The 18,962-nt window shown below is 41.1% G+C and carries 19 protein-coding genes and 1 other annotated feature; of the genes, 18 read left to right on the top strand and 1 reads right to left on the bottom strand.

Annotation, left to right across the window (positions count from 1 at the left end; genetic code table 11):
• From rsmI to GMD6S_RS00160, 9 genes are all read left to right on the top strand, one after another.
• A complete protein-coding gene (rsmI, locus tag GMD6S_RS00120; RefSeq protein ID WP_001166904.1) occupies window positions 1–879 on the top strand; it encodes a 16S rRNA (cytidine(1402)-2'-O)-methyltransferase in 879 nt (292 codons plus the stop codon).
• A gap of 90 nt (window positions 880–969) precedes the next feature.
• Window positions 970–1,905, top strand: coding sequence for a hypothetical protein (locus tag GMD6S_RS00125; protein WP_033588432.1), 936 nt, complete (start codon window positions 970–972; stop codon window positions 1,903–1,905).
• Window positions 1,906–2,062: 157 nt separating this feature from the next.
• Window positions 2,063–3,397 carry a methylenetetrahydrofolate--tRNA-(uracil(54)-C(5))-methyltransferase (FADH(2)-oxidizing) TrmFO gene (trmFO, locus tag GMD6S_RS00130; protein WP_000083720.1) on the top strand — a complete coding sequence of 445 codons (1,335 nt, stop codon included), beginning with the start codon at window positions 2,063–2,065 and terminating at the stop codon, window positions 3,395–3,397.
• Window positions 3,398–3,480: 83 nt separating this feature from the next.
• Window positions 3,481–4,218: a UMP kinase gene (gene pyrH / locus GMD6S_RS00135; RefSeq protein WP_000002994.1), complete on the top strand. Its 738-nt coding sequence runs from the start codon at window positions 3,481–3,483 to the stop codon at window positions 4,216–4,218.
• Window positions 4,219–4,225: 7 nt separating this feature from the next.
• The gene (gene frr, locus GMD6S_RS00140; RefSeq protein ID WP_001262235.1) at window positions 4,226–4,783 is read left to right on the top strand and encodes a ribosome recycling factor; all 558 of its coding nucleotides are present in this window, start codon (window positions 4,226–4,228) and stop codon (window positions 4,781–4,783) included.
• Window positions 4,784–4,842: 59 nt separating this feature from the next.
• Entirely contained in the window at window positions 4,843–5,697 is an 855-nt protein-coding gene (gene cvfB, locus GMD6S_RS00145) for an RNA-binding virulence regulatory protein CvfB (protein ID WP_001095461.1), read from the top strand.
• A gap of 11 nt (window positions 5,698–5,708) precedes the next feature.
• Window positions 5,709–6,314: a GrpB family protein gene (locus GMD6S_RS00150; RefSeq protein ID WP_025172603.1), complete on the top strand. Its 606-nt coding sequence runs from the start codon at window positions 5,709–5,711 to the stop codon at window positions 6,312–6,314.
• The gene (locus GMD6S_RS00155) at window positions 6,311–6,526 is read left to right on the top strand and encodes a YozE family protein (protein WP_001232084.1); all 216 of its coding nucleotides are present in this window, start codon (window positions 6,311–6,313) and stop codon (window positions 6,524–6,526) included. Before GMD6S_RS00150 ends, GMD6S_RS00155 begins: the two co-directional genes overlap by 4 nt.
• 80 nt (window positions 6,527–6,606) lie before the next feature.
• Window positions 6,607–7,593, top strand: a complete 987-nt coding sequence (locus tag GMD6S_RS00160; protein WP_000658202.1) for a PhoH family protein — start codon at window positions 6,607–6,609, stop codon at window positions 7,591–7,593.
• Between the two features lie 50 nt (window positions 7,594–7,643).
• Here GMD6S_RS00160 and ald read toward each other — a convergent pair whose 3' ends face one another.
• Complete coding sequence (ald, locus tag GMD6S_RS00165; protein WP_000904699.1) at window positions 7,644–8,756, bottom strand: alanine dehydrogenase; 1,113 nt, start codon at window positions 8,754–8,756, stop codon at window positions 7,644–7,646.
• 175 nt (window positions 8,757–8,931) lie between these two features.
• Here ald and GMD6S_RS00170 point away from each other — a divergent pair, with 175 nt between their 5' ends.
• The 9 genes from GMD6S_RS00170 (at window position 8,932) to gloA (ending at window position 18,939) form a co-directional block, all read left to right on the top strand.
• The gene (locus GMD6S_RS00170; RefSeq protein WP_000443755.1) at window positions 8,932–9,501 is read left to right on the top strand and encodes a GNAT family N-acetyltransferase; all 570 of its coding nucleotides are present in this window, start codon (window positions 8,932–8,934) and stop codon (window positions 9,499–9,501) included.
• Between the two features lie 66 nt (window positions 9,502–9,567).
• Window positions 9,568–10,218, top strand: coding sequence for a helix-hairpin-helix domain-containing protein (locus GMD6S_RS00175; protein ID WP_000387320.1), 651 nt, complete (start codon window positions 9,568–9,570; stop codon window positions 10,216–10,218).
• Complete coding sequence (locus GMD6S_RS00180; protein ID WP_000942377.1) at window positions 10,202–12,442, top strand: DNA internalization-related competence protein ComEC/Rec2; 2,241 nt, start codon at window positions 10,202–10,204, stop codon at window positions 12,440–12,442. The genes GMD6S_RS00175 and GMD6S_RS00180 overlap by 17 nt, the downstream gene beginning before the upstream one ends.
• 73 nt (window positions 12,443–12,515) lie before the next feature.
• Window positions 12,516–12,647: a sequence feature (ribosomal protein L20 leader region), on the top strand.
• A 15-nt stretch (window positions 12,648–12,662) separates the two neighbouring features.
• The gene (infC, locus tag GMD6S_RS00185; RefSeq protein ID WP_000848184.1) at window positions 12,663–13,193 is read left to right on the top strand and encodes a translation initiation factor IF-3; all 531 of its coding nucleotides are present in this window, start codon (window positions 12,663–12,665) and stop codon (window positions 13,191–13,193) included.
• Between the two features lie 32 nt (window positions 13,194–13,225).
• Entirely contained in the window at window positions 13,226–13,426 is a 201-nt protein-coding gene (rpmI, locus tag GMD6S_RS00190; RefSeq protein WP_001125942.1) for a 50S ribosomal protein L35, read from the top strand.
• A 51-nt stretch (window positions 13,427–13,477) separates the two neighbouring features.
• Window positions 13,478–13,837, top strand: a complete 360-nt coding sequence (gene rplT, locus GMD6S_RS00195; RefSeq protein ID WP_000124830.1) for a 50S ribosomal protein L20 — start codon at window positions 13,478–13,480, stop codon at window positions 13,835–13,837.
• Between the two features lie 174 nt (window positions 13,838–14,011).
• Window positions 14,012–15,676: a molecular chaperone HscC gene (locus GMD6S_RS00200; RefSeq protein WP_000635022.1), complete on the top strand. Its 1,665-nt coding sequence runs from the start codon at window positions 14,012–14,014 to the stop codon at window positions 15,674–15,676.
• A gap of 13 nt (window positions 15,677–15,689) precedes the next feature.
• Window positions 15,690–18,461 (top strand): J domain-containing protein, encoded by a 2,772-nt coding sequence (locus GMD6S_RS00205; protein ID WP_001028664.1) that lies wholly within the window; start codon window positions 15,690–15,692, stop codon window positions 18,459–18,461.
• A gap of 97 nt (window positions 18,462–18,558) precedes the next feature.
• The gene (gene gloA / locus GMD6S_RS00210) at window positions 18,559–18,939 is read left to right on the top strand and encodes a lactoylglutathione lyase (protein ID WP_000157150.1); all 381 of its coding nucleotides are present in this window, start codon (window positions 18,559–18,561) and stop codon (window positions 18,937–18,939) included.
• Window positions 18,940–18,962: the final 23 nt, after the last annotated feature.

Below are 18,962 nucleotides of genomic sequence, written 5' to 3' on the forward strand. Positions count from 1 at the left end.
ATGCAGATTCAAAAAAGTTTTAAGGGGCAGTCTTCCTATGGCAAGCTTTACCTTGTAGCAACGCCGATTGGCAATCTAGACGATATGACCTTTCGTGCCATCCAGACCTTGAAAGAAGTGGACTGGATTGCTGCTGAGGACACGCGCAATACTGGTCTCTTGCTCAAGCATTTTGATATTTCGACAAAGCAGATCAGTTTTCATGAGCACAATGCCAAGGAAAAAATTCCTGATTTGATTGGTTTCTTGAAAGCAGGACAAAGTATCGCTCAGGTATCCGATGCGGGTCTGCCTAGTATCTCGGACCCTGGTCATGATTTGGTTAAGGCAGCTATTGAGGAAGAAATTGCAGTAGTGACAGTTCCGGGTGCCTCTGCAGGGATTTCTGCTTTGATTGCCAGTGGTTTAGCTCCACAACCACATATCTTTTACGGTTTCTTACCGAGAAAATCAGGCCAGCAAAAGCAATTTTTCGACTTAAAAAAAGATTACCCAGAAACTCAGATTTTCTACGAATCACCCCACCGTGTATCAGATACATTGGAAAATATGCTAGAAGTCTACGGTGACCGCTCGGTAGTCTTGGTCAGGGAATTGACCAAAATCTATGAAGAATACCAACGAGGAAAGATTTCAGAGCTACTAGAAAGTATTGCTGAAACGCCACTCAAGGGTGAATGCCTTCTCATCGTTAAAGGCGCAAGTCAGGATGTGGAGGAAAAGGACGAGGAGGACTTGTTTTCAGAAATCCAATCTCGTATCCAGCAAGGCATGAAGAAAAATCAAGCCATTAAGGAAGTTGCGAAACTCTACCAGTGGAATAAAAGCCAACTCTACGCTGCCTACCACGATTGGGAAGAAAATCAAGAAAGTGACTAAATTGGGAACCTTGTCTTCTTCCTGAAACAAAAATAACAATCATAAGTATTTTGATAAGATTGCTTATTTTGAGGAGAAATGAAAAGCAAAGTGATGAAGAAAGTAATTGGCGTACTGTTGCCTATTCTCACATTATTTATATTGTCAGCATGTAACAATAGAGTCGATCGTGATTTAGCTAAAATAGCTATTTCAAACATTCGTTCTGTAGTAGAAGCTGCAGGGTTAGAAGCAGAAGGATACTCGACAGCTGATACCTTTGGATATTATGGATCTCCGTTTTACGTTGAAGGAAATACGAAATTTGTTGATGTCTATGTGGATTTTGAAAAAGATTATGTTGAGAGCACTCCAGTCCTTAAATACAATTCGAGGCTTAAAGAAGTTGAAAAGAAAAAATTCTTTGGTTTTTCCAAGAAAACAGTCTACCGTTTAGAAATGGAGTATGTTTCTGGTGATGACAACTATGACCGACTTGAGGAAGCTTATAATATATTACTTCAAAGTGGTAGCTTGACTTCAACATATTTAAGCGATGATGTGATTAGGAATCTTTATATTAAAAATTCAATTGAATTGGACTCATTTGACTCCAATTATTCTTTGGTTCCAAAAAAAGAATATAGTGGCAACCCCAAAACCCGTCTTGAAGAGAGAGATAAAAGAGAGGCAATTTTGAAGACGGATGTAGAAGAACTCACTCCCTTAATTGAGGACCTAGACTCAAGTAGAGTCAACAATCTTGATGAAGAGACGCTTGTTCGTAATCGAGATCTACTTTTAAAAAGAGTTGCTGACAATCGTTCGACCTTTAGTATTCGAATACGTATTGATATAGAGCAGGTACGAAGACAAAACCTACAAGTAACTAATGAAGATATTGACAATTGGACGGATTCTGATTTCGAATACTTACTTGCCCAAATACTTCAAAGCGATAAACTACCTAAGAATACAGAAGTACGTTTTACTATAAAATATGGAAGCAAACTGAATTGGGAGACATTCAATTTTAATAAAGAATAATTTTTGAAAGACATTCAGGAATTCTCCTGTCTGTCTTTTTACTTAGTTTTTTGGTATAATGGACCAAGCATGAATTTAGAAAGATTTGTGGGTGTCAAATAGTCTAGTAGCTTGTTTTTATTTGGACTTAGTTTCCACCCAAAGAGGTATTAGTGTCGTGTCTCAATCTTATATCAATGTTATCGGTGCTGGCTTGGCAGGTTCTGAAGCAGCTTACCAAATCGCAGAACGTGGTATTCCAGTTAAACTCTATGAAATGCGTGGTGTCAAGTCAACTCCTCAGCACAAAACAGACAATTTTGCTGAGTTAGTTTGTTCCAATTCCTTACGTGGGGATGCTTTGACAAATGCCGTTGGACTCCTCAAGGAAGAAATGCGTCGCTTGGGTTCTGTTATCTTGGAGTCTGCTGAGGCTACACGTGTTCCTGCTGGTGGAGCCCTTGCGGTGGACCGCGATGGTTTCTCTCAAATGGTGACCGAAAAAGTGGCCAATCATCCCTTGATTGAAGTGGTTCGTGATGAAATTACAGAATTGCCGACGGATGTTATTACGGTTGTCGCTACTGGTCCTTTGACCAGTGATACCTTAGCTGAAAAGATTCATGCCCTTAATGATGGGGATGGATTCTATTTCTACGATGCGGCGGCGCCGATTATCGACGTTAACACCATTGATATGAGCAAGGTCTATCTCAAGTCTCGTTATGATAAGGGAGAAGCAGCCTACCTCAACGCTCCAATGACCAAACAAGAGTTTATGGATTTCCATGAAGCCTTGGTCAATGCTGAAGAAGCACCGCTGAATTCGTTTGAAAAAGAAAAGTACTTTGAAGGATGTATGCCTATCGAAGTCATGGCCAAGCGTGGCATTAAAACCATGCTTTATGGTCCGATGAAGCCAGTCGGTTTGGAGTATCCAGACGACTACACAGGCCCTCGTGACGGGGAGTTCAAAACACCGTATGCGGTTGTCCAACTTCGTCAGGATAATGCGGCTGGTAGTCTCTACAATATCGTCGGTTTCCAAACCCACCTCAAATGGGGAGAACAAAAGCGTGTCTTCCAAATGATTCCTGGTCTTGAAAATGCTGAGTTTGTTCGTTATGGGGTTATGCACCGCAATTCTTACATGGATTCACCAAATCTTCTTGAGCAGACTTACCGTTCTAAGAAACAGCCTAACCTCTTCTTTGCTGGTCAGATGACGGGTGTGGAAGGCTATGTTGAGTCAGCAGCCTCAGGCTTGGTTGCAGGTATTAACGCGGCTCGACTCTTCAAGGGTGAAAGTGAAGCTATCTTCCCAGAGACCACAGCGATCGGAAGTCTAGCTCATTACATCACTCATGCGGACAGCAAACATTTCCAACCAATGAATGTCAATTTTGGGATTATCAAGGAATTGGAAGGCGAGCGTATCCGTGATAAAAAAGCTCGTTATGAAAAAATTGCAGAGCGTGCCCTTGCCGACTTAGAGGAATTTTTAACGGTCTAATTTTTTTTAAAGAATTGCTCATGATACTATAAAAATCTTAGAAATTGTGATAAAATAGGTAGGATAAAAAAAGGAGAGTAAAAATGGCGAACCCCAAGTATAAACGTATTTTAATCAAGTTATCAGGTGAAGCCCTTGCCGGTGAACGTGGCGTAGGGATTGATATCCAAACAGTTCAAACAATCGCAAAAGAGATTCAAGAAGTTCATAGCTTAGGTATCGAAATTGCCCTTGTTATTGGTGGAGGAAATCTCTGGCGCGGAGAACCTGCTGCAGAAGCAGGAATGGACCGCGTTCAGGCTGATTACACTGGAATGCTTGGGACCGTGATGAATGCTCTTGTGATGGCAGATTCATTGCAACAAGTTGGTGTCGATACGCGTGTACAAACAGCCATTGCCATGCAACAAGTGGCAGAACCTTATGTACGTGGACGTGCTCTTCGCCACCTTGAAAAAGGCCGTATTGTTATCTTTGGTGCTGGTATTGGTTCACCTTACTTCTCAACAGATACAACAGCAGCCCTTCGTGCAGCTGAAATCGAAGCGGATGCCATCCTTATGGCTAAAAATGGCGTAGACGGTGTTTACAATGCCGATCCTAAGAAAGACAAAACTGCCGTTAAGTTTGAAGAATTGACCCACCGTGACGTTATCAATAAAGGTCTTCGTATCATGGACTCAACAGCTTCAACTCTCTCTATGGACAACGACATTGACTTGGTTATCTTTAACATGAACCAACCAGGCAACATCAAACGTGTCGTATTTGGTGAAAATATCGGAACAACAGTTTCAAACAATATCGAAGAAAAGGAATAAGAAAATTATGGCTAATGCAATTGTAGAAAAAGCAAAAGAGAGAATGACCCAGTCTCACCAATCACTTGCTCGTGAATTTGGAGGTATCCGTGCCGGTCGTGCCAACGCAAGCTTGCTAGACCGTATCCACGTAGAATACTATGGAGTTGAAACTCCTCTTAACCAAATCGCTTCAATTACTATTCCAGAAGCGCGTGTTTTGTTGGTAACACCATTTGACAAGTCTTCATTGAAAGACATCGAACGTGCCTTGAACGCTTCTGATCTTGGTATTACACCAGCTAATGACGGCTCTGTGATCCGCTTGGTTATCCCAGCTCTTACAGAAGAAACTCGTCGTGACCTTGCTAAAGAAGTGAAGAAGGTCGGTGAAAATGCTAAAGTGGCTGTCCGTAACATCCGCCGCGACGCTATGGACGAAGCTAAAAAGCAAGAAAAAGCAAAAGAAATAACTGAAGACGAATTGAAGACTCTTGAAAAAGATATTCAAAAAGTAACAGACGACGCTGTGAAACACATCGACGACATGACTGCCAATAAAGAAAAAGAAATCTTGGAAGTCTAGAAATAAACAGAAAAACTCAGTTGGCATTGCTGGCTGAGTTTTATTCGAAAGAAGGAAATATGAACACAAATCTTGCAAGTTTTATCGTTGGACTCATCATCGATGAAAATGACCGTTTTTACTTTGTGCAAAAGGATGGTCAGACTTACGCCCTTGCCAAGGAAGAAGGCCAACATACAGTAGGGGATACGGTCAAAGGTTTTGCCTACACGGATATGAAGCAAAAACTCCGCCTGACAACATTAGAAGTGACTGCAACTCAGGACCAATTTGGTTGGGGAACCGTAACGGAAGTTCGTAAAGACTTGGGTGTCTTTGTGGATACAGGTCTGCCCGATAAGGAAATCGTTGTGTCACTCGATATTCTTCCAGAGCTTAAAGAACTCTGGCCTAAGAAGGGTGACCGACTCTATATCCGCCTTGAAGTGGACAAGAAAGACCGAATCTGGGGACTCTTGGCGTATCAGGAAGACTTCCAATGTCTGGCTCGTCCTGCTTACAACAACATGCAGAATCAAAACTGGCCAGCCATTGTTTACCGTCTCAAGCTGTCAGGAACCTTTGTTTACCTACCAGAGAATAACATGCTTGGTTTCATTCACCCAAGTGAGCGCTACGCAGAGCCACGTTTGGGGCAAGTGTTAGATGCGCGTGTCATTGGTTTCCGCGAGGTTGATCGCACTCTTAATCTTTCTCTCAAACCACGTTCTTTTGAGATGTTGGAAAATGATGCCCAGATGATTTTGACTTACTTGGAAAGCAATGGCGGATTTATGACCTTGAATGATAAGTCATCCCCTGAGGACATCAAAGCAACCTTTGGCATTTCTAAAGGTCAGTTCAAGAAAGCACTCGGTGGTTTGATGAAGGCTGGCAAAATCAAGCAAGATCAGTTTGGGACAGAGTTGATTTAGGCCTTATAGACATGATAAAGAAACTTGAAGAAATGAGTTTAGAGGAACTCTGGCAACTTTTTCCGATTTTTTTAGTAGAGCACAAGCCAGAGTGGAAAGACTGGTATGAATCGGAAAAAGCAAATCTGAAAAAAATATTGGGTGCAAATGTTATTAAAAGAATAGAACATATCGGTAGCACTGCTATCCCTAATATTTGGGCCAAAAATATCGTTGATATTCTGTTAGAAGTAGGTAGAATAGAGGATTTAGCAAGAGTCAGGGATTTATTGGTGAAGAATGGGTGGCTAGTGATGTCGGAGAGTCCTAACAGGATTTCGCTAAATAAAGGATATACAGAGCAGGGATTTGCTGAGAAAGTTTTTCATTTACATTTGCGAATGACGGGAGATCATGACGAGATTTATTTTAGAGATTATCTCTGCCAGCATCCAGATATTGCCCAAGCGTATCAGGAATTAAAACTAAGTTTGTGGAAAAAATTTGAACACAATCGAGACGGCTATACAGATGCGAAAACAGATTTTATAAACCACTACGTTTCAGAGGCTAAGTCCAGTAATTTTCAAGAATCAGAAAAGTGTCATCAAAAAACTCTTGATAGGAGAAAGAATTGAGAAAATCATTTTACACTTGGCTCATGACCGAGCGCAATCCTAAAAGTAATAGCCCTAAAGCCATCTTGGCAGACCTCGCTTTTGAAGAGTCAGCTTTTCCAAAACATACAGATGATTTTGATGAGGTGAGTCGCTTTTTGGAGGAGCATGCCAGCTTCTCTTTTAACCTAGGAGACTTTGACGCCATCTGGCAAGAATACTTAGAACACTAGAGACAATGAGATGAGGCTAGTATTTTATTGTTCTCTTTGCTATAATAAAAAGAAATAAACGGATTAGAGAGGTTCTTTATTTGAAGGAACATTCAATAGACATTCAACTGAGTCATCCAGATGACTTGTTCCATCTTTTTGGTTCCAATGAGCGCCATCTTCGTTTGATGGAAGAAGAGCTCGATGTGGTGATTCATGCTCGTACGGAGATTGTGCAGGTTTTGGGAGAAGAGACTGCCTGTGAGGAAGCCCGTCAGGTTATCCAGGCTTTGATGGTCTTGGTAAATCGAGGAATGACCGTTGGCACGCCAGATGTGGTGACTGCGATTAGCATGGTCAAAAACGATGAAATCGACAAGTTTGTCGCCCTTTACGAAGAAGAAATTATCAAGGACAATACAGGGAAGCCGATCCGTGTCAAAACCTTAGGTCAAAAGCTTTATGTGGACAGTGTCAAACAGCATGATGTGACCTTTGGAATCGGACCAGCAGGGACAGGGAAGACCTTTCTTGCAGTGACCTTGGCAGTGACAGCCCTTAAACGTGGGCAAGTCAAGCGGATTATCCTTACTCGTCCAGCAGTGGAAGCAGGTGAGAGTCTAGGATTTCTTCCGGGTGATCTCAAGGAGAAGGTGGATCCTTATCTTCGACCTGTTTACGATGCTTTGTACCAGATTCTCGGGAAAGACCAAACGACCCGTCTCATGGAGCGTGAAATTATCGAAATCGCGCCCCTTGCCTATATGCGTGGTCGGACCTTGGATGATGCTTTTGTCATTTTAGATGAGGCACAAAATACGACCATCATGCAGATGAAGATGTTCCTGACTCGTTTAGGCTTTAATTCGAAGATGATTGTCAATGGAGATATCAGTCAGATTGACCTGCCACGCAATGTTAAGTCCGGTTTGATTGATGCTCAAGAAAAGCTCAAGAATATTCACCAAATTGACTTTGTTCATTTTTCAGCCAAGGATGTGGTTCGCCATCCGGTTGTCGCTCAGATTATTCGAGCTTATGAACCAGCTCCAGTTAAGGTTGAAGAAAATAACCAAGAAACAGAATAGCAAAAGAGCAGTTCAGATTTGAACTGCTCTTTTTTAATGAGTGTATAGCTTTAAACAAGTTCGTCGATTGACGTGTGATCTTTATCGAGACCTTGAGCAACTGGGAGGCTGGTCAAGTAACCTTGATAAGTGGTCACACCTTGACGCAAGCCTTCATCTTCAGCAATTGCTTGTGCGAATCCTTTGCCAGCCAGAGCTTCGATATAAGGAAGAGTGACATTGGTTAGGGCGATAGTAGAAGTACGGGCAACCGCACCAGGGATATTGGCAACGGCATAGTGGAGAACACCGTATTTTTCATAGACAGGTTCATCGTGTGTTGTCACACGGTCAGCTGTCTCGATAACGCCACCTTGATCAACGGCAACGTCAACGATGACAGAGCCAGGACGCATTTGTTTGACCATCTCATCTGTCACCAATTTCGGTGCTTTGGCCCCAGGGATGAGAACTGCACCAATCACCACATCAGCATCTCTCACACTTGCTTCGATGTTGAATGAATTAGACATAAGAGTTTGGATTTGGTTTCCAAAGACTTCTTCTAGAACTGAGAGACGCTTAGCGCTGATATCTAAAATAGTCACTTGAGCACCAAGACCAAGGGCAATGCGGGCAGCATGTGTACCGACGACACCACCACCGATGATGGTTACTTTTCCTTTTGGAACACCTGGTACACCACCTAGTAGGACACCAGAACCACCAGCTTGCTTAGTAAGGAAGTGAGCTCCGATTTGAACAGCCATACGACCTGCAACCTCACTCATAGGAACGAGGAGCGGTAGTTGTCCTTGATTGTCACGAACAGTTTCATAGGCAATTCCTGTTGTTTTGGCTGCTAACATAGCTTCTGCTAATTCTGGCGCAGCGGCCATGTGCAAGTAGGTGAAGAGAAGAAGATCGTCGCGCAAATAACCATATTCAGAAGCTAGTGGTTCTTTTACTTTCACGACCAACTCGGCAGCCCATGCTTCAGCAGCAGTAGCGACAATCTCAGCTCCTTGCTTTTGATAGTCAGCATCAGTAAATCCTGAACCGAGACCAGCATTTGTTTCGATGAGGACTCGATGTCCACGAGAAACTAAGCTATGGACACCAGCAGGTGTGAGGGCGACACGGTTTTCGTTATTTTTAATTTCTTTTGGGATTCCGATTAACATAGAGATAACCTACCTTTCAATTGTCGGATTGTTTTGGTTGTCACATTCCATTCCATAAATCAAAAATGTGATGGTTTTATTGTATATGAAACCGCTTCAAAAATCAAGAAAAACTTGTCATCCAAATTTATTTATGCTAGACTAGTGAGAATCAAGCTCTAATGGAGGAAAAAGTATGGAATCAATATTTGTGAAATTTGCCCAGTATCCATCTATAGAAACGGAGCGTTTATTGCTCCGACCTGTAACTTTGGACGATGCAGAAGCTATGTTTGAGTATGCCTCAGACAGAGAAAATACACGCTACACTTTTCCAACAAATCAAAGCTTAGAAGAAACCAAGAACAACATAGCTCAGTTTTACTTGGCTAGTCCCTTGGGACGGTGGGGAATCGAACTAAAAAGCAATGGTCAGTTTATTGGTACCATTGACTTGCACAAGATCGATACTGTTCTTAAGAAGGCAGCCATTGGCTACATTATCAATAAAAAATATTGGAATCAAGGATTGACGACAGAAGCCAATCGTGCCGTGATTGAACTGGCTTTTGAGCAGATTGGAATGAACAAGTTGACCGCTCTTCACGATAAAGACAATCCCGCATCAGGAAAGGTCATGGAGAAATCAGGTATGCGTTTTTCCCACGAAGAACCCTATGCCAGAATGGATAATAAAGAACCAGGTCGAATGATCACAAGGGTTCATTATGTCTTGACTAAGGAAGACTATTTTGCAAATAAATAAGCAGTTGAAAAGAAATTTTCAACTGTTTTTTCTTTCTCTTGCGAATAACTTAAGAGAGGAGAAAATATGGAAGCAATTATCGAGAAAATCAAAGAGTATAAAATCATTGTCATCTGTGCTGTTTTAGGCTTGGCCTTAGGCGTATTTTTCCTACTAAAGCCATCTACACAGACACCTGTGAAAGAAACAAACTTGCAAGCTGAAGTCTCGGCCGTTTCAAAGGATTCATCGTCTGAAAAGGAAGTCAAGAAGGAAGAAAAGGAAGAGTCTCCTGAACAAGATCTGATCACAGTGGATGTCAAAGGTGCTGTCAAATCGCCAGGGATTTATGATTTGCCAGTAGGAAGTCGAGTTCATGATGCCGTTCAGAAGGCGGGTGGATTGACAGAGGAAGCAGATAGTAAGTCGCTTAATCTAGCACAGAAAGTCAGTGACGAGGCTCTTGTCTATGTTCCAACTAAGGGAGAAGAAGCAGTGAGTCAGCAGACTGCCTCTGGAACGACTGCTTCGACAAGTAAAGATAAGAAGGTCAACCTAAATAAAGCTAGTCTGGAAGAACTCAAGCAGGTCAAAGGCTTGGGAGGAAAACGAGCCCAGGATATTATCGATCATCGTGAGGCAAATGGCAAGTTCAAGTCGGTTGATGAATTAAAGAAGGTTTCTGGTATTGGCGCTAAGACCATAGAAAAGCTAAAAGACTATGTTACAGTGGATTAAGAATTTCCCTATCCCCCTAATCTATCTGAGTTTCCTGTTGCTCTGGCTTTACTATGCCATTTTTGGAGTGTCCTATCTCGCACTGCTAGGTTTTGTTTTTTTGCTTGTCTGTCTCTTTTTCCAATTTCCTTGGAAATCGGCCGGTAAAGTTCTAGCGTTTTGTGGAGTTTTTGGTTTTTGGTTTTTGTTTCAAACTTGGCAACAGACACAAGCTAATCAAAACCTAGTGGATTCTGTTGAAAGGGTACGGATTTTACCAGATACCATCAAAGTCAATGGAGACAGTCTGTCCTTTCGGGGCAAGGCTGAGGGTCGCACCTTCCAAGTTTACTATAAACTCCAGTCTGAGGAGGAGAAAGAGCTCTTTCAGGCCTTAACAGACCTTCACGAGATAGAGATAGAAGGAAAACTTTCAGAGCCTGAAGGTCAGAGGAATTTTGGTGGCTTTGACTACCAAGCCTATCTGAAAACTCAGGGGATTTACCAAACTTTGACTATCAAGAGTATCCAGTCAATGAGAAAGATTAGCAGTTGGGATATAGGAGAAAATCTGTCCAGTTTACGTCGAAAGGCTGTAGTTTGGATCAAGATGCACTTTCCAGATCCTATGCGCAATTATATGACAGGTCTTCTTTTAGGACATTTGGACACGGACTTTGAGGAGATGAATGAGCTCTATTCCAGTCTTGGAATTATCCATCTCTTTGCCTTGTCGGGTATGCAGGTAGGCTTTTTCATGGATGCCTTTAAGAAACTCCTCTTGCGATTGGGCTTAACTCAAGAAAAGTTGAAGTGGCTAACTTATCCCTTTTCTCTTATCTATGCAGGTCTGACAGGATTTTCAGCATCTGTTATTCGCAGTCTCTTGCAAAAGTTACTAGCACAACATGGTATTAAGGGCTTGGATAATTTTGCCTTGACGGTCCTTGTCCTTTTTATCATTATGCCAAACTTTTTCCTAACTGCAGGAGGAGTCTTGTCCTGCGCTTATGCTTTTATCTTGACCATGACCAGCAAAGAAGGCGATGGGATCAAGGCTGTTGCCAGAGAAAGTTTGGTCATTTCTTTGGGAATATTGCCCATTCTATCCTTTTATTTTGCAGAATTTCAGCCTTGGTCTATCCTTTTGACCTTTGTCTTTTCCTTTCTGTTTGATGTGGTCTTCTTGCCGCTTTTGTCCATCTTATTCATTCTGTCCTTCGTTTACCCAGTCACTCAGTTTAACTTTGTCTTTGAGTGGTTGGAGGGCGTCATTCGCTTGCTATCGCAGCTGGCAAGTAGGCCCCTGGTCTTTGGTCAACCCAACGCATGGCTGTTGATTCTACTGTTAGTTTCATTAGCCTTGGTCTATGACATGAGGAAAAACATCAAAAGACTAGCAGGAGTCAGTCTTTTTATTGTGGGGCTCTTTTTCTTGACCAAGCATCCACTTGAAAATGAAATTACCATGCTAGATGTTGGGCAAGGGGAGAGTATTTTCCTACGGGATGTAACTGGTAAAACCATTCTCATAGATGTAGGTGGTAAGGCAGAATCTGATAAGAAAATCGAGGCTTGGCAAGAAAAGGCGACGACCAGCAATGCCCAGAGAACCTTGATTCCTTATCTTAAAAGTCGAGGAGTAGATAAGATTGACCAGCTGATTTTGACCAATACAGACAAGGAACATGTTGGTGATTTACTGGAGGTGACCAAGGCTTTCCATGTTGGAGAGATTTTAGTATCAAAAGGAAGTCTGACACAGAAGGAATTTGTAGCGGAACTAGAAGCAAGTCAAACTAAGGTGCGCAGTGTGACAGCAGGGGAGAATTTACCGATTTTTGGCAGTTACTTAGAAGTCCTATCTCCAAGGAAGATTGGAGATGGGGATCGTGATGATTCTCTGGTTCTTTATGGAAAACTTTTGGATAAGCACTTTCTCTTTACTGGAAACTTGAAGGAGAAGGGAGAGAAGGAACTTTTAAAGCAATACCCTACCTTAGAGTTGGATATCTTGAAGGCAGGTCAACATGGTTCAAAGACTTCATCTAGCCCAGCTTTTTTAGAGAAGCTCAAACCAGAGCTTACTCTCATTTCAGTGGGCAAGAACAATCGTGCCAAACTCCCCCATCAGGAAACCTTGACACGAATTGAAAATATCAATAGCAAAGTTTACCGAACTGACCAGCAAGGAGCCATTCGCTTTAAAGGATGGAATAGTTGGCGAATGGAAACGGTGAGATAAAATAGATAAACTTTTTTGAAAAAATAACTTTTTATCTTGACAAGGAATAGAAAACTTGGTATCATATAAAAGTTGAGAAAAGCAGAAGTGAGAGCTTCTCGCCTTGTGACATCAAGTTGCCTGGCCCTACGGATGAAAAGTTTCTAAGAAACGCTATCATAACGTGCGGGCTTGTATCATTACGAGTCCGCTATTGTTTTTCTCTAATAATAAAAAAGAGGTGAAAACCATAGCAAAGCAAGACTTATTCATCAATGATGAAATTCGTGTACGTGAAGTTCGCTTGATCGGTCTTGAGGGAGAACAGCTAGGCATCAAGCCACTCAGCGAAGCGCAAGCATTGGCTGATAGTGCAAATGTTGACTTAGTATTGATTCAACCCCAAGCAAAACCACCTGTTGCTAAAATTATGGACTACGGTAAGTTCAAATTTGAGTACCAGAAAAAGCAAAAAGAACAACGTAAAAAACAAAGTGTTGTTACTGTGAAAGAAGTTCGTCTGAGTCCAACTATTGACAAGGGTGACTTTGACACAAAACTTCGCAATGCACGCAAGTTCCTTGAAAAAGGAAATAAAGTTAAGGTATCCATTCGCTTTAAAGGGCGTATGATCACCCATAAAGAGATTGGTGCAAAAGTTTTAGCCGAGTTTGCTGAAGCAACACAAGATATTGCGATCATCGAACAACGAGCTAAGATGGATGGACGCCAAATGTTCATGCAGTTGGCGCCAGCAACTGACAAAAAATAATTGTCAGAAAGTTAAATAAAGGAGAAAAAATCATGCCAAAACAAAAAACACACCGCGCATCAGCTAAACGTTTCAAACGTACAGGTTCTGGTGGACTTAAACGTTTCCGTGCTTACACTTCTCACCGTTTCCACGGAAAAACTAAGAAACAACGTCGTCATCTTCGTAAAGCATCTATGGTGCATTCAGGAGATTTCAAACGTATCAAAGCAATGCTTACTCGCTTGAAATAATAGCCTAACAGTAAGTAAACAATTCTAGGAAATATTTGGAGGAAATAAAACATGGCACGTGTTAAAGGTGGCGTTGTATCACGCAAACGTCGTAAACGTATTCTTAAATTAGCAAAAGGTTACTATGGAGCTAAACACATCTTGTTCCGTACTGCAAAAGAACAAGTAATGAACTCTTACTACTATGCATACCGTGACCGTCGTCAGAAAAAACGTGACTTCCGTAAATTGTGGATCACTCGTATCAATGCGGCAGCTCGTTTGAACGGACTTTCATACTCACAATTGATGCATGGTTTGAAATTGGCTGAAATCGAAGTTAACCGTAAAATGCTTGCTGACTTGGCTGTTAACGATGCAGCAGCTTTCACAGCTCTTGCAGATGCAGCTAAAGCAAAACTTGGTAAATAATGACAACTGTTTCATTCTTACTCTCGTGGTTTTTACCGCAGGAGTAGGGTGAAACTTTTTTATTTTCCTTAAACGATTTTCGATTTTAAAGAGTAAATCACAGATTTTTTCAAAGAAAATAGGATATTTCCTGTATAATAGGTATATCTAAAAAAGATTTGGAGTTAGAAGAAGATGATAGTAGGTATTGATTTAGGAACGACTAATTCTTTAGTGGGGGTTTATCAAGATGGTCAAATCAAGCTGATTCCCAATGCTTTTGGTGAGTATTTGACTCCATCTGTTGTGGCTTTAGATGACAATGATGAGATTATAGTTGGAAAAATTGCCAAGGAACGCTTGGTGACTCACCCAGATAAGACGGTTTCACAATTCAAGCGTTTTATGGGGACTAAACATGAGTTGACCCTAGGAAATCGAGCATATAAGGCTGAAGAATTAAGCTCTTTTATCATTCGAAAGTTGGTAGACGATGCAGAGACCTATCTTGGAGAAAAGGTCGAGGAAGTGATTGTCAGTGTACCAGCTTATTTCAACGATGCTCAACGCTATGCGACCAAACTAGCAGGGAAATTTGCTGGAGTTCAGATTGATCGGATTATCAATGAGCCTTCCGCAGCTGCTCTTGCTAAAAGATCTATGGTAAACCAGGAAGATCAATCTTTTATTGTAGTCGATTTTGGTGGTGGAACTCTAGACATTTCAGTTGTGGAGCTTTTTGATAATATCGTTGAAATCGTGTCAATCGCAGGGGACAATCGCTTGGGGGGAGAAGACTTTACTGCGGCTATTGCTGAGGAATTTTTAGTCTCCAATCAATTAACCAAGGATACTATTTCCCGTGAATTTTATAGCAAAATTTTGGTACAGGCTGAAAAGACAAAGCTGGAACTGAATGATAAAGAAGAAGTGAAGATGACAGTGATGGACCAAGATCAGGAATACTCTTTAGACTTGAGCTACCAGCGCTTTTATGAGCTTTGTCAACCGCTGCTAGCACGTGTTAAGGCTGTTTTGGACCGTGCCTTGATGGACGCACGCTATAGCTATGTGTCTTCTGATAATTTTGTTCTTGTTGGTGGGACTTCGAAACTCCGCTTGGTTCAGGACTTTTTATCCTACTGTATCAATCAAATGGTGCAGGTATCTGATGATCCCGATCGGATGATTGCGCGAGGTTGTGCCCTTTTAGCAGGAATCAAAGAACGCCAGGGTGAGATACGAGATTTATTACTGTCTGATATTTGCCCTTTTACACTGGGGATAGAAATAGTTGGTGACCGCTTTTCGCCGATTATTGAGCGAAATTCTACCCTGCCTGCTTCACGCATCGAACAGTACTATACGGCTGAATTGGGACAGAGTCAAGTCAAGATAAAGGTCTATCAAGGTGAGATGATGAAGGCATCACAAAATCTGTTTCTAGGAGAATTAGAAGTTCCCGTCCCTGTGAATACTCGAGTAAATGAAGGTTTCACAGTTCGATTTACCTATGATTTAAATGGGATTTTGGATGTCGAAGTGAAAATTGATTCAACACAGGAAGTCTTTAGTCATGTTATTCTCCAAGATAGTGTTACTCTGACAGAAAAGGAAATCAAGGCTAAGCAAGCAGAGTTGACTCGCTATAAGATCAATGCTCAAGAAACAGAGGTTTATCGCTTCTTGATTGAAAAAGCGAATCGCGTGTACAGTATGCTCTTGGGGAGAAGAAGAGATGAGCTAATGGCTGAAACAAGACGATTTGAAGAAGAGGTCAGCCAAGCATCTATGTATCATTTGCCAAAACTCTATCAATCATTTTCAAACTATCTAGACTTCCTAGAGCGAGGACTGTAAAAGAGGAGACCTTATGAATATATGGGAAACTTTAGGGATAGAGCCAACGACTGACGTCAAGCTTATTAGAAGGCGTTATGCTGAACTGGTTCGGCTCTATCACCCAGAAGACCAACCAGAAATTTACCAAGAAATTGTTGAAGCTTACCAAAAAGCCTTGACTTATGCGAGATATAAAAATACAAGACCAGAAAATAGTCTAAGAAAAGCGAGTGACTCTCAAGAAGCTACTGAACTTGAAGAAGAGGCGAATGAAAAACCTAACTCTAGTCTCAACTTTGAAAACTTGACTGAAAAAACGAAGACTGAGAACGAAGAGTCTGAAAGATCTGGTCTTGATTTCAGTGATTATCAGCAATCGACTGATAAAACCAGCGATTCCTTTAACTTTGAAACCTTTAAAGCAGAAGAGAATGAGCAAAAGTCCACCCTTGACTTTAGTGACTATGATGAGGAAGTTCAGCTAAATGGAGATTCTGAAGAAAGAGCTAAGAATACCCTCAACTTTGAAACGTTTGGTGACGAAGAGAACCAAGGGCAAGAAGGAATAACAAGGTCTACTCTTGACTTTAGTGGTTATAATGAAGAAACTTATCTGATTCGAAATGCGATTGAAAGTATTGTTGGAAATGACGGTTATAACCAAGAGGAACAAGAGCATCTATGGCGTCAGTTCTTTCATCAGTATCAGTATGATATGGACATTGTTCAATCCGTTTTAGAGGAAATGGATGTTTATATTTTTAATAAACCAGAGCAATTCTCTATCCTCATTCCCTTGCTGGAAGATTATATACCTGACTTCCGACACTGGGGCTATTACTATAAATTGAAGTATTGGAAAGTTAAAAGAGCTATAGCAGAAGAGGAAGGCAGTTCGCTTGAAAGCGCACATGAAGCCACTGAAGAATTCTATTATTCTTATCAACTTTGCCAAGAAATTCTCCAAGATTTTAACAAAGCAAATCAATTGAGCTCCTGGATAGAGTTTTTCAAGCACCCTTATTTGGCCTTTATGGTCTTAGATCAAGTAAATCAGAATCGTCAGATAATCAAGAGTGTGCCCGTTTTAACCTATATCCTGGAAAAAAACCGACAAGTCATATTTGAAGAGGATTATCCACTCTTGAACGACTTGGCTGATTACTTAGAGGAAGTAAAAGAGGAGCTGGGAGAAAACGTTGACTTTAGTCATTACACTCTAGATAATCCGGATGAAGTTGAGGCAGCCTTCTATGAGTTGCTCCATGCTCACTATGAAGACGAGTATAAACTGTTACGTGATTGGCAATACCTTTTTGAATCAGTCAAAGATCACACGCTCCTACTTGATTTGTTAGAAAAGGTGGACGTCTATCCTTTAACCAATGCGAAAGTGTTAGCCCTTGTTTTCCAATTTGTGGAGCGTTATAGTGATGAGGAATCAAATCCTTACCTGAAGAAACTTCATTTCTGGAAGAGTATCCATTCTTATCCTTCAGTGGTAGAGGAGTATGCACTTAACAAAAAAGAAAATTTTGATTACTGGTACAATGAAGGTTATCTTTATATAGATAAGCTCACCAAGAGCGATGAAGATATCAATGATTGGGAAAAGTGGAGAAGCTACTTTAAAGGAAGACCACGCATTCTAACGATTTTGCTTCAACAAATCTATAAGGAGTACCATCGGTTTACAGATGGCAAGCTCTTGAGATATGTTTTGGCTCCTTTTCCTACTTCTAAAATGGCTCCCCAAATGATGACGGAGGAGACAGACCAGAAACTAGAAGAGATGACAGCTTATGCTTATGAACTTAGTCATCCAAAGGCCAAGCTCTCTTATTTGGATTGGAAAAAAAGACAGGTATTTAATAATAAGTTTCTTCAGATTTTCTCTGGTCTCTTTACGATTGTATGTTTGCTACTCAGTATTATAGAGCGACCTGGTTATAATTCATGGGTTCATGCGGGCATGTTTTCACTCTTTTACGTCTATATGCTAAAATTAAGGAAAACACCGATTGAGGAGGGAGTGACTGCTAGAGGAGAAAAACGGAAATTCTACTACAGTCCTCATCCATGGTTCCTATTAATCTTGTTATTAATCCTCGTCATTCCATCCTTACCATTTGGTCTCATTGGTGCCCTTATGTTCATTACATTTTTCAGCTTCATCGATGGTTTCCAAGTGAGTCAGGGGCTGAAGTGGGATTATTCTTTGGAGAAGCTGATTCCTATCGGTATCTTTCTTTCTGCTGGTTTTCTTTCTGCTTTGGTAAATCAAAGCCAGACTATTTCAGGAGTTGCAACAGCCTACTTCCATATTTTTGCAATCCTTGTGATTTGCTTGTCTTTTACAAGATTCAGTCCTGGATTTCCACCATCTCTGAAGAAAATTTTCATACCAGCAATCTTGGGAATCCTACTCTTTCAAACGTTGCCATATATTCACAGCCGTTTAGATATCTTTGATCCAACTATTCTACGAAATGAAACACTGGCTATAACTGTTATCCTCTTGTTAAATGGAATTGCCTTATCTTATTTTACAAAGGAACAAGGCTTCATGATTGGTGTGAAGAAGGTCTTTATGATTTATGGATTGCAGATCTTTATTTTCCTAAGAAGACTGTTCCGAATCCTATTTGCACCAAATTCAGTTTTCGGTAATAACTATCATTACAAAGACTTACTAATCATGAACAGCGAATTTACGTTCTACTTCCTCGAGGGACTTTTTGTCCTGATCATGCTTTTCCTTATTCGCAATATACGCAAGGAAAATCGTAAAAGTGCTGCTTAGAATGAAAGCGTAGAGAAGAGGACTCTGGTTCAAGTTTCTAGTAAATTTTCCTGAATAAAGGTATAATAGAACTATTAAAACGAAAGAGGTAATGAAAATGGCTTCAAAAATGCTACACACTTGCTTGCGAGTAGAAAACCTTGAAAAATCAATCGCTTTTTATCAAGATGCTTTTGGATTTAAAGAATTGCGTCGCAGAGATTTTCCAGATCATGCTTTCACCATTGTCTATCTAGGACTTGAGGGGGATGACTATGAGTTGGAGTTGACCTATAACTATGATCACGGTCCTTACGTGGTAGGAGATGGCTTCGCCCATATCGCCCTCAGTACACCTGACCTTGAGGCCCTACATCAAGAACATAGCGCTAAAGGCTATGAGGTGACAGCTCCTAATGGACTTCCAGGAACTCAACCAAACTATTACTTTGTCAAGGATCCTGACGGTTACAAGGTCGAAGTCATTCGTGAAAAATAATCCAGTGAAGTCAAGTAGAATGT

It is taken from the genome of Streptococcus sp. GMD6S, from assembly GCF_000297015.1.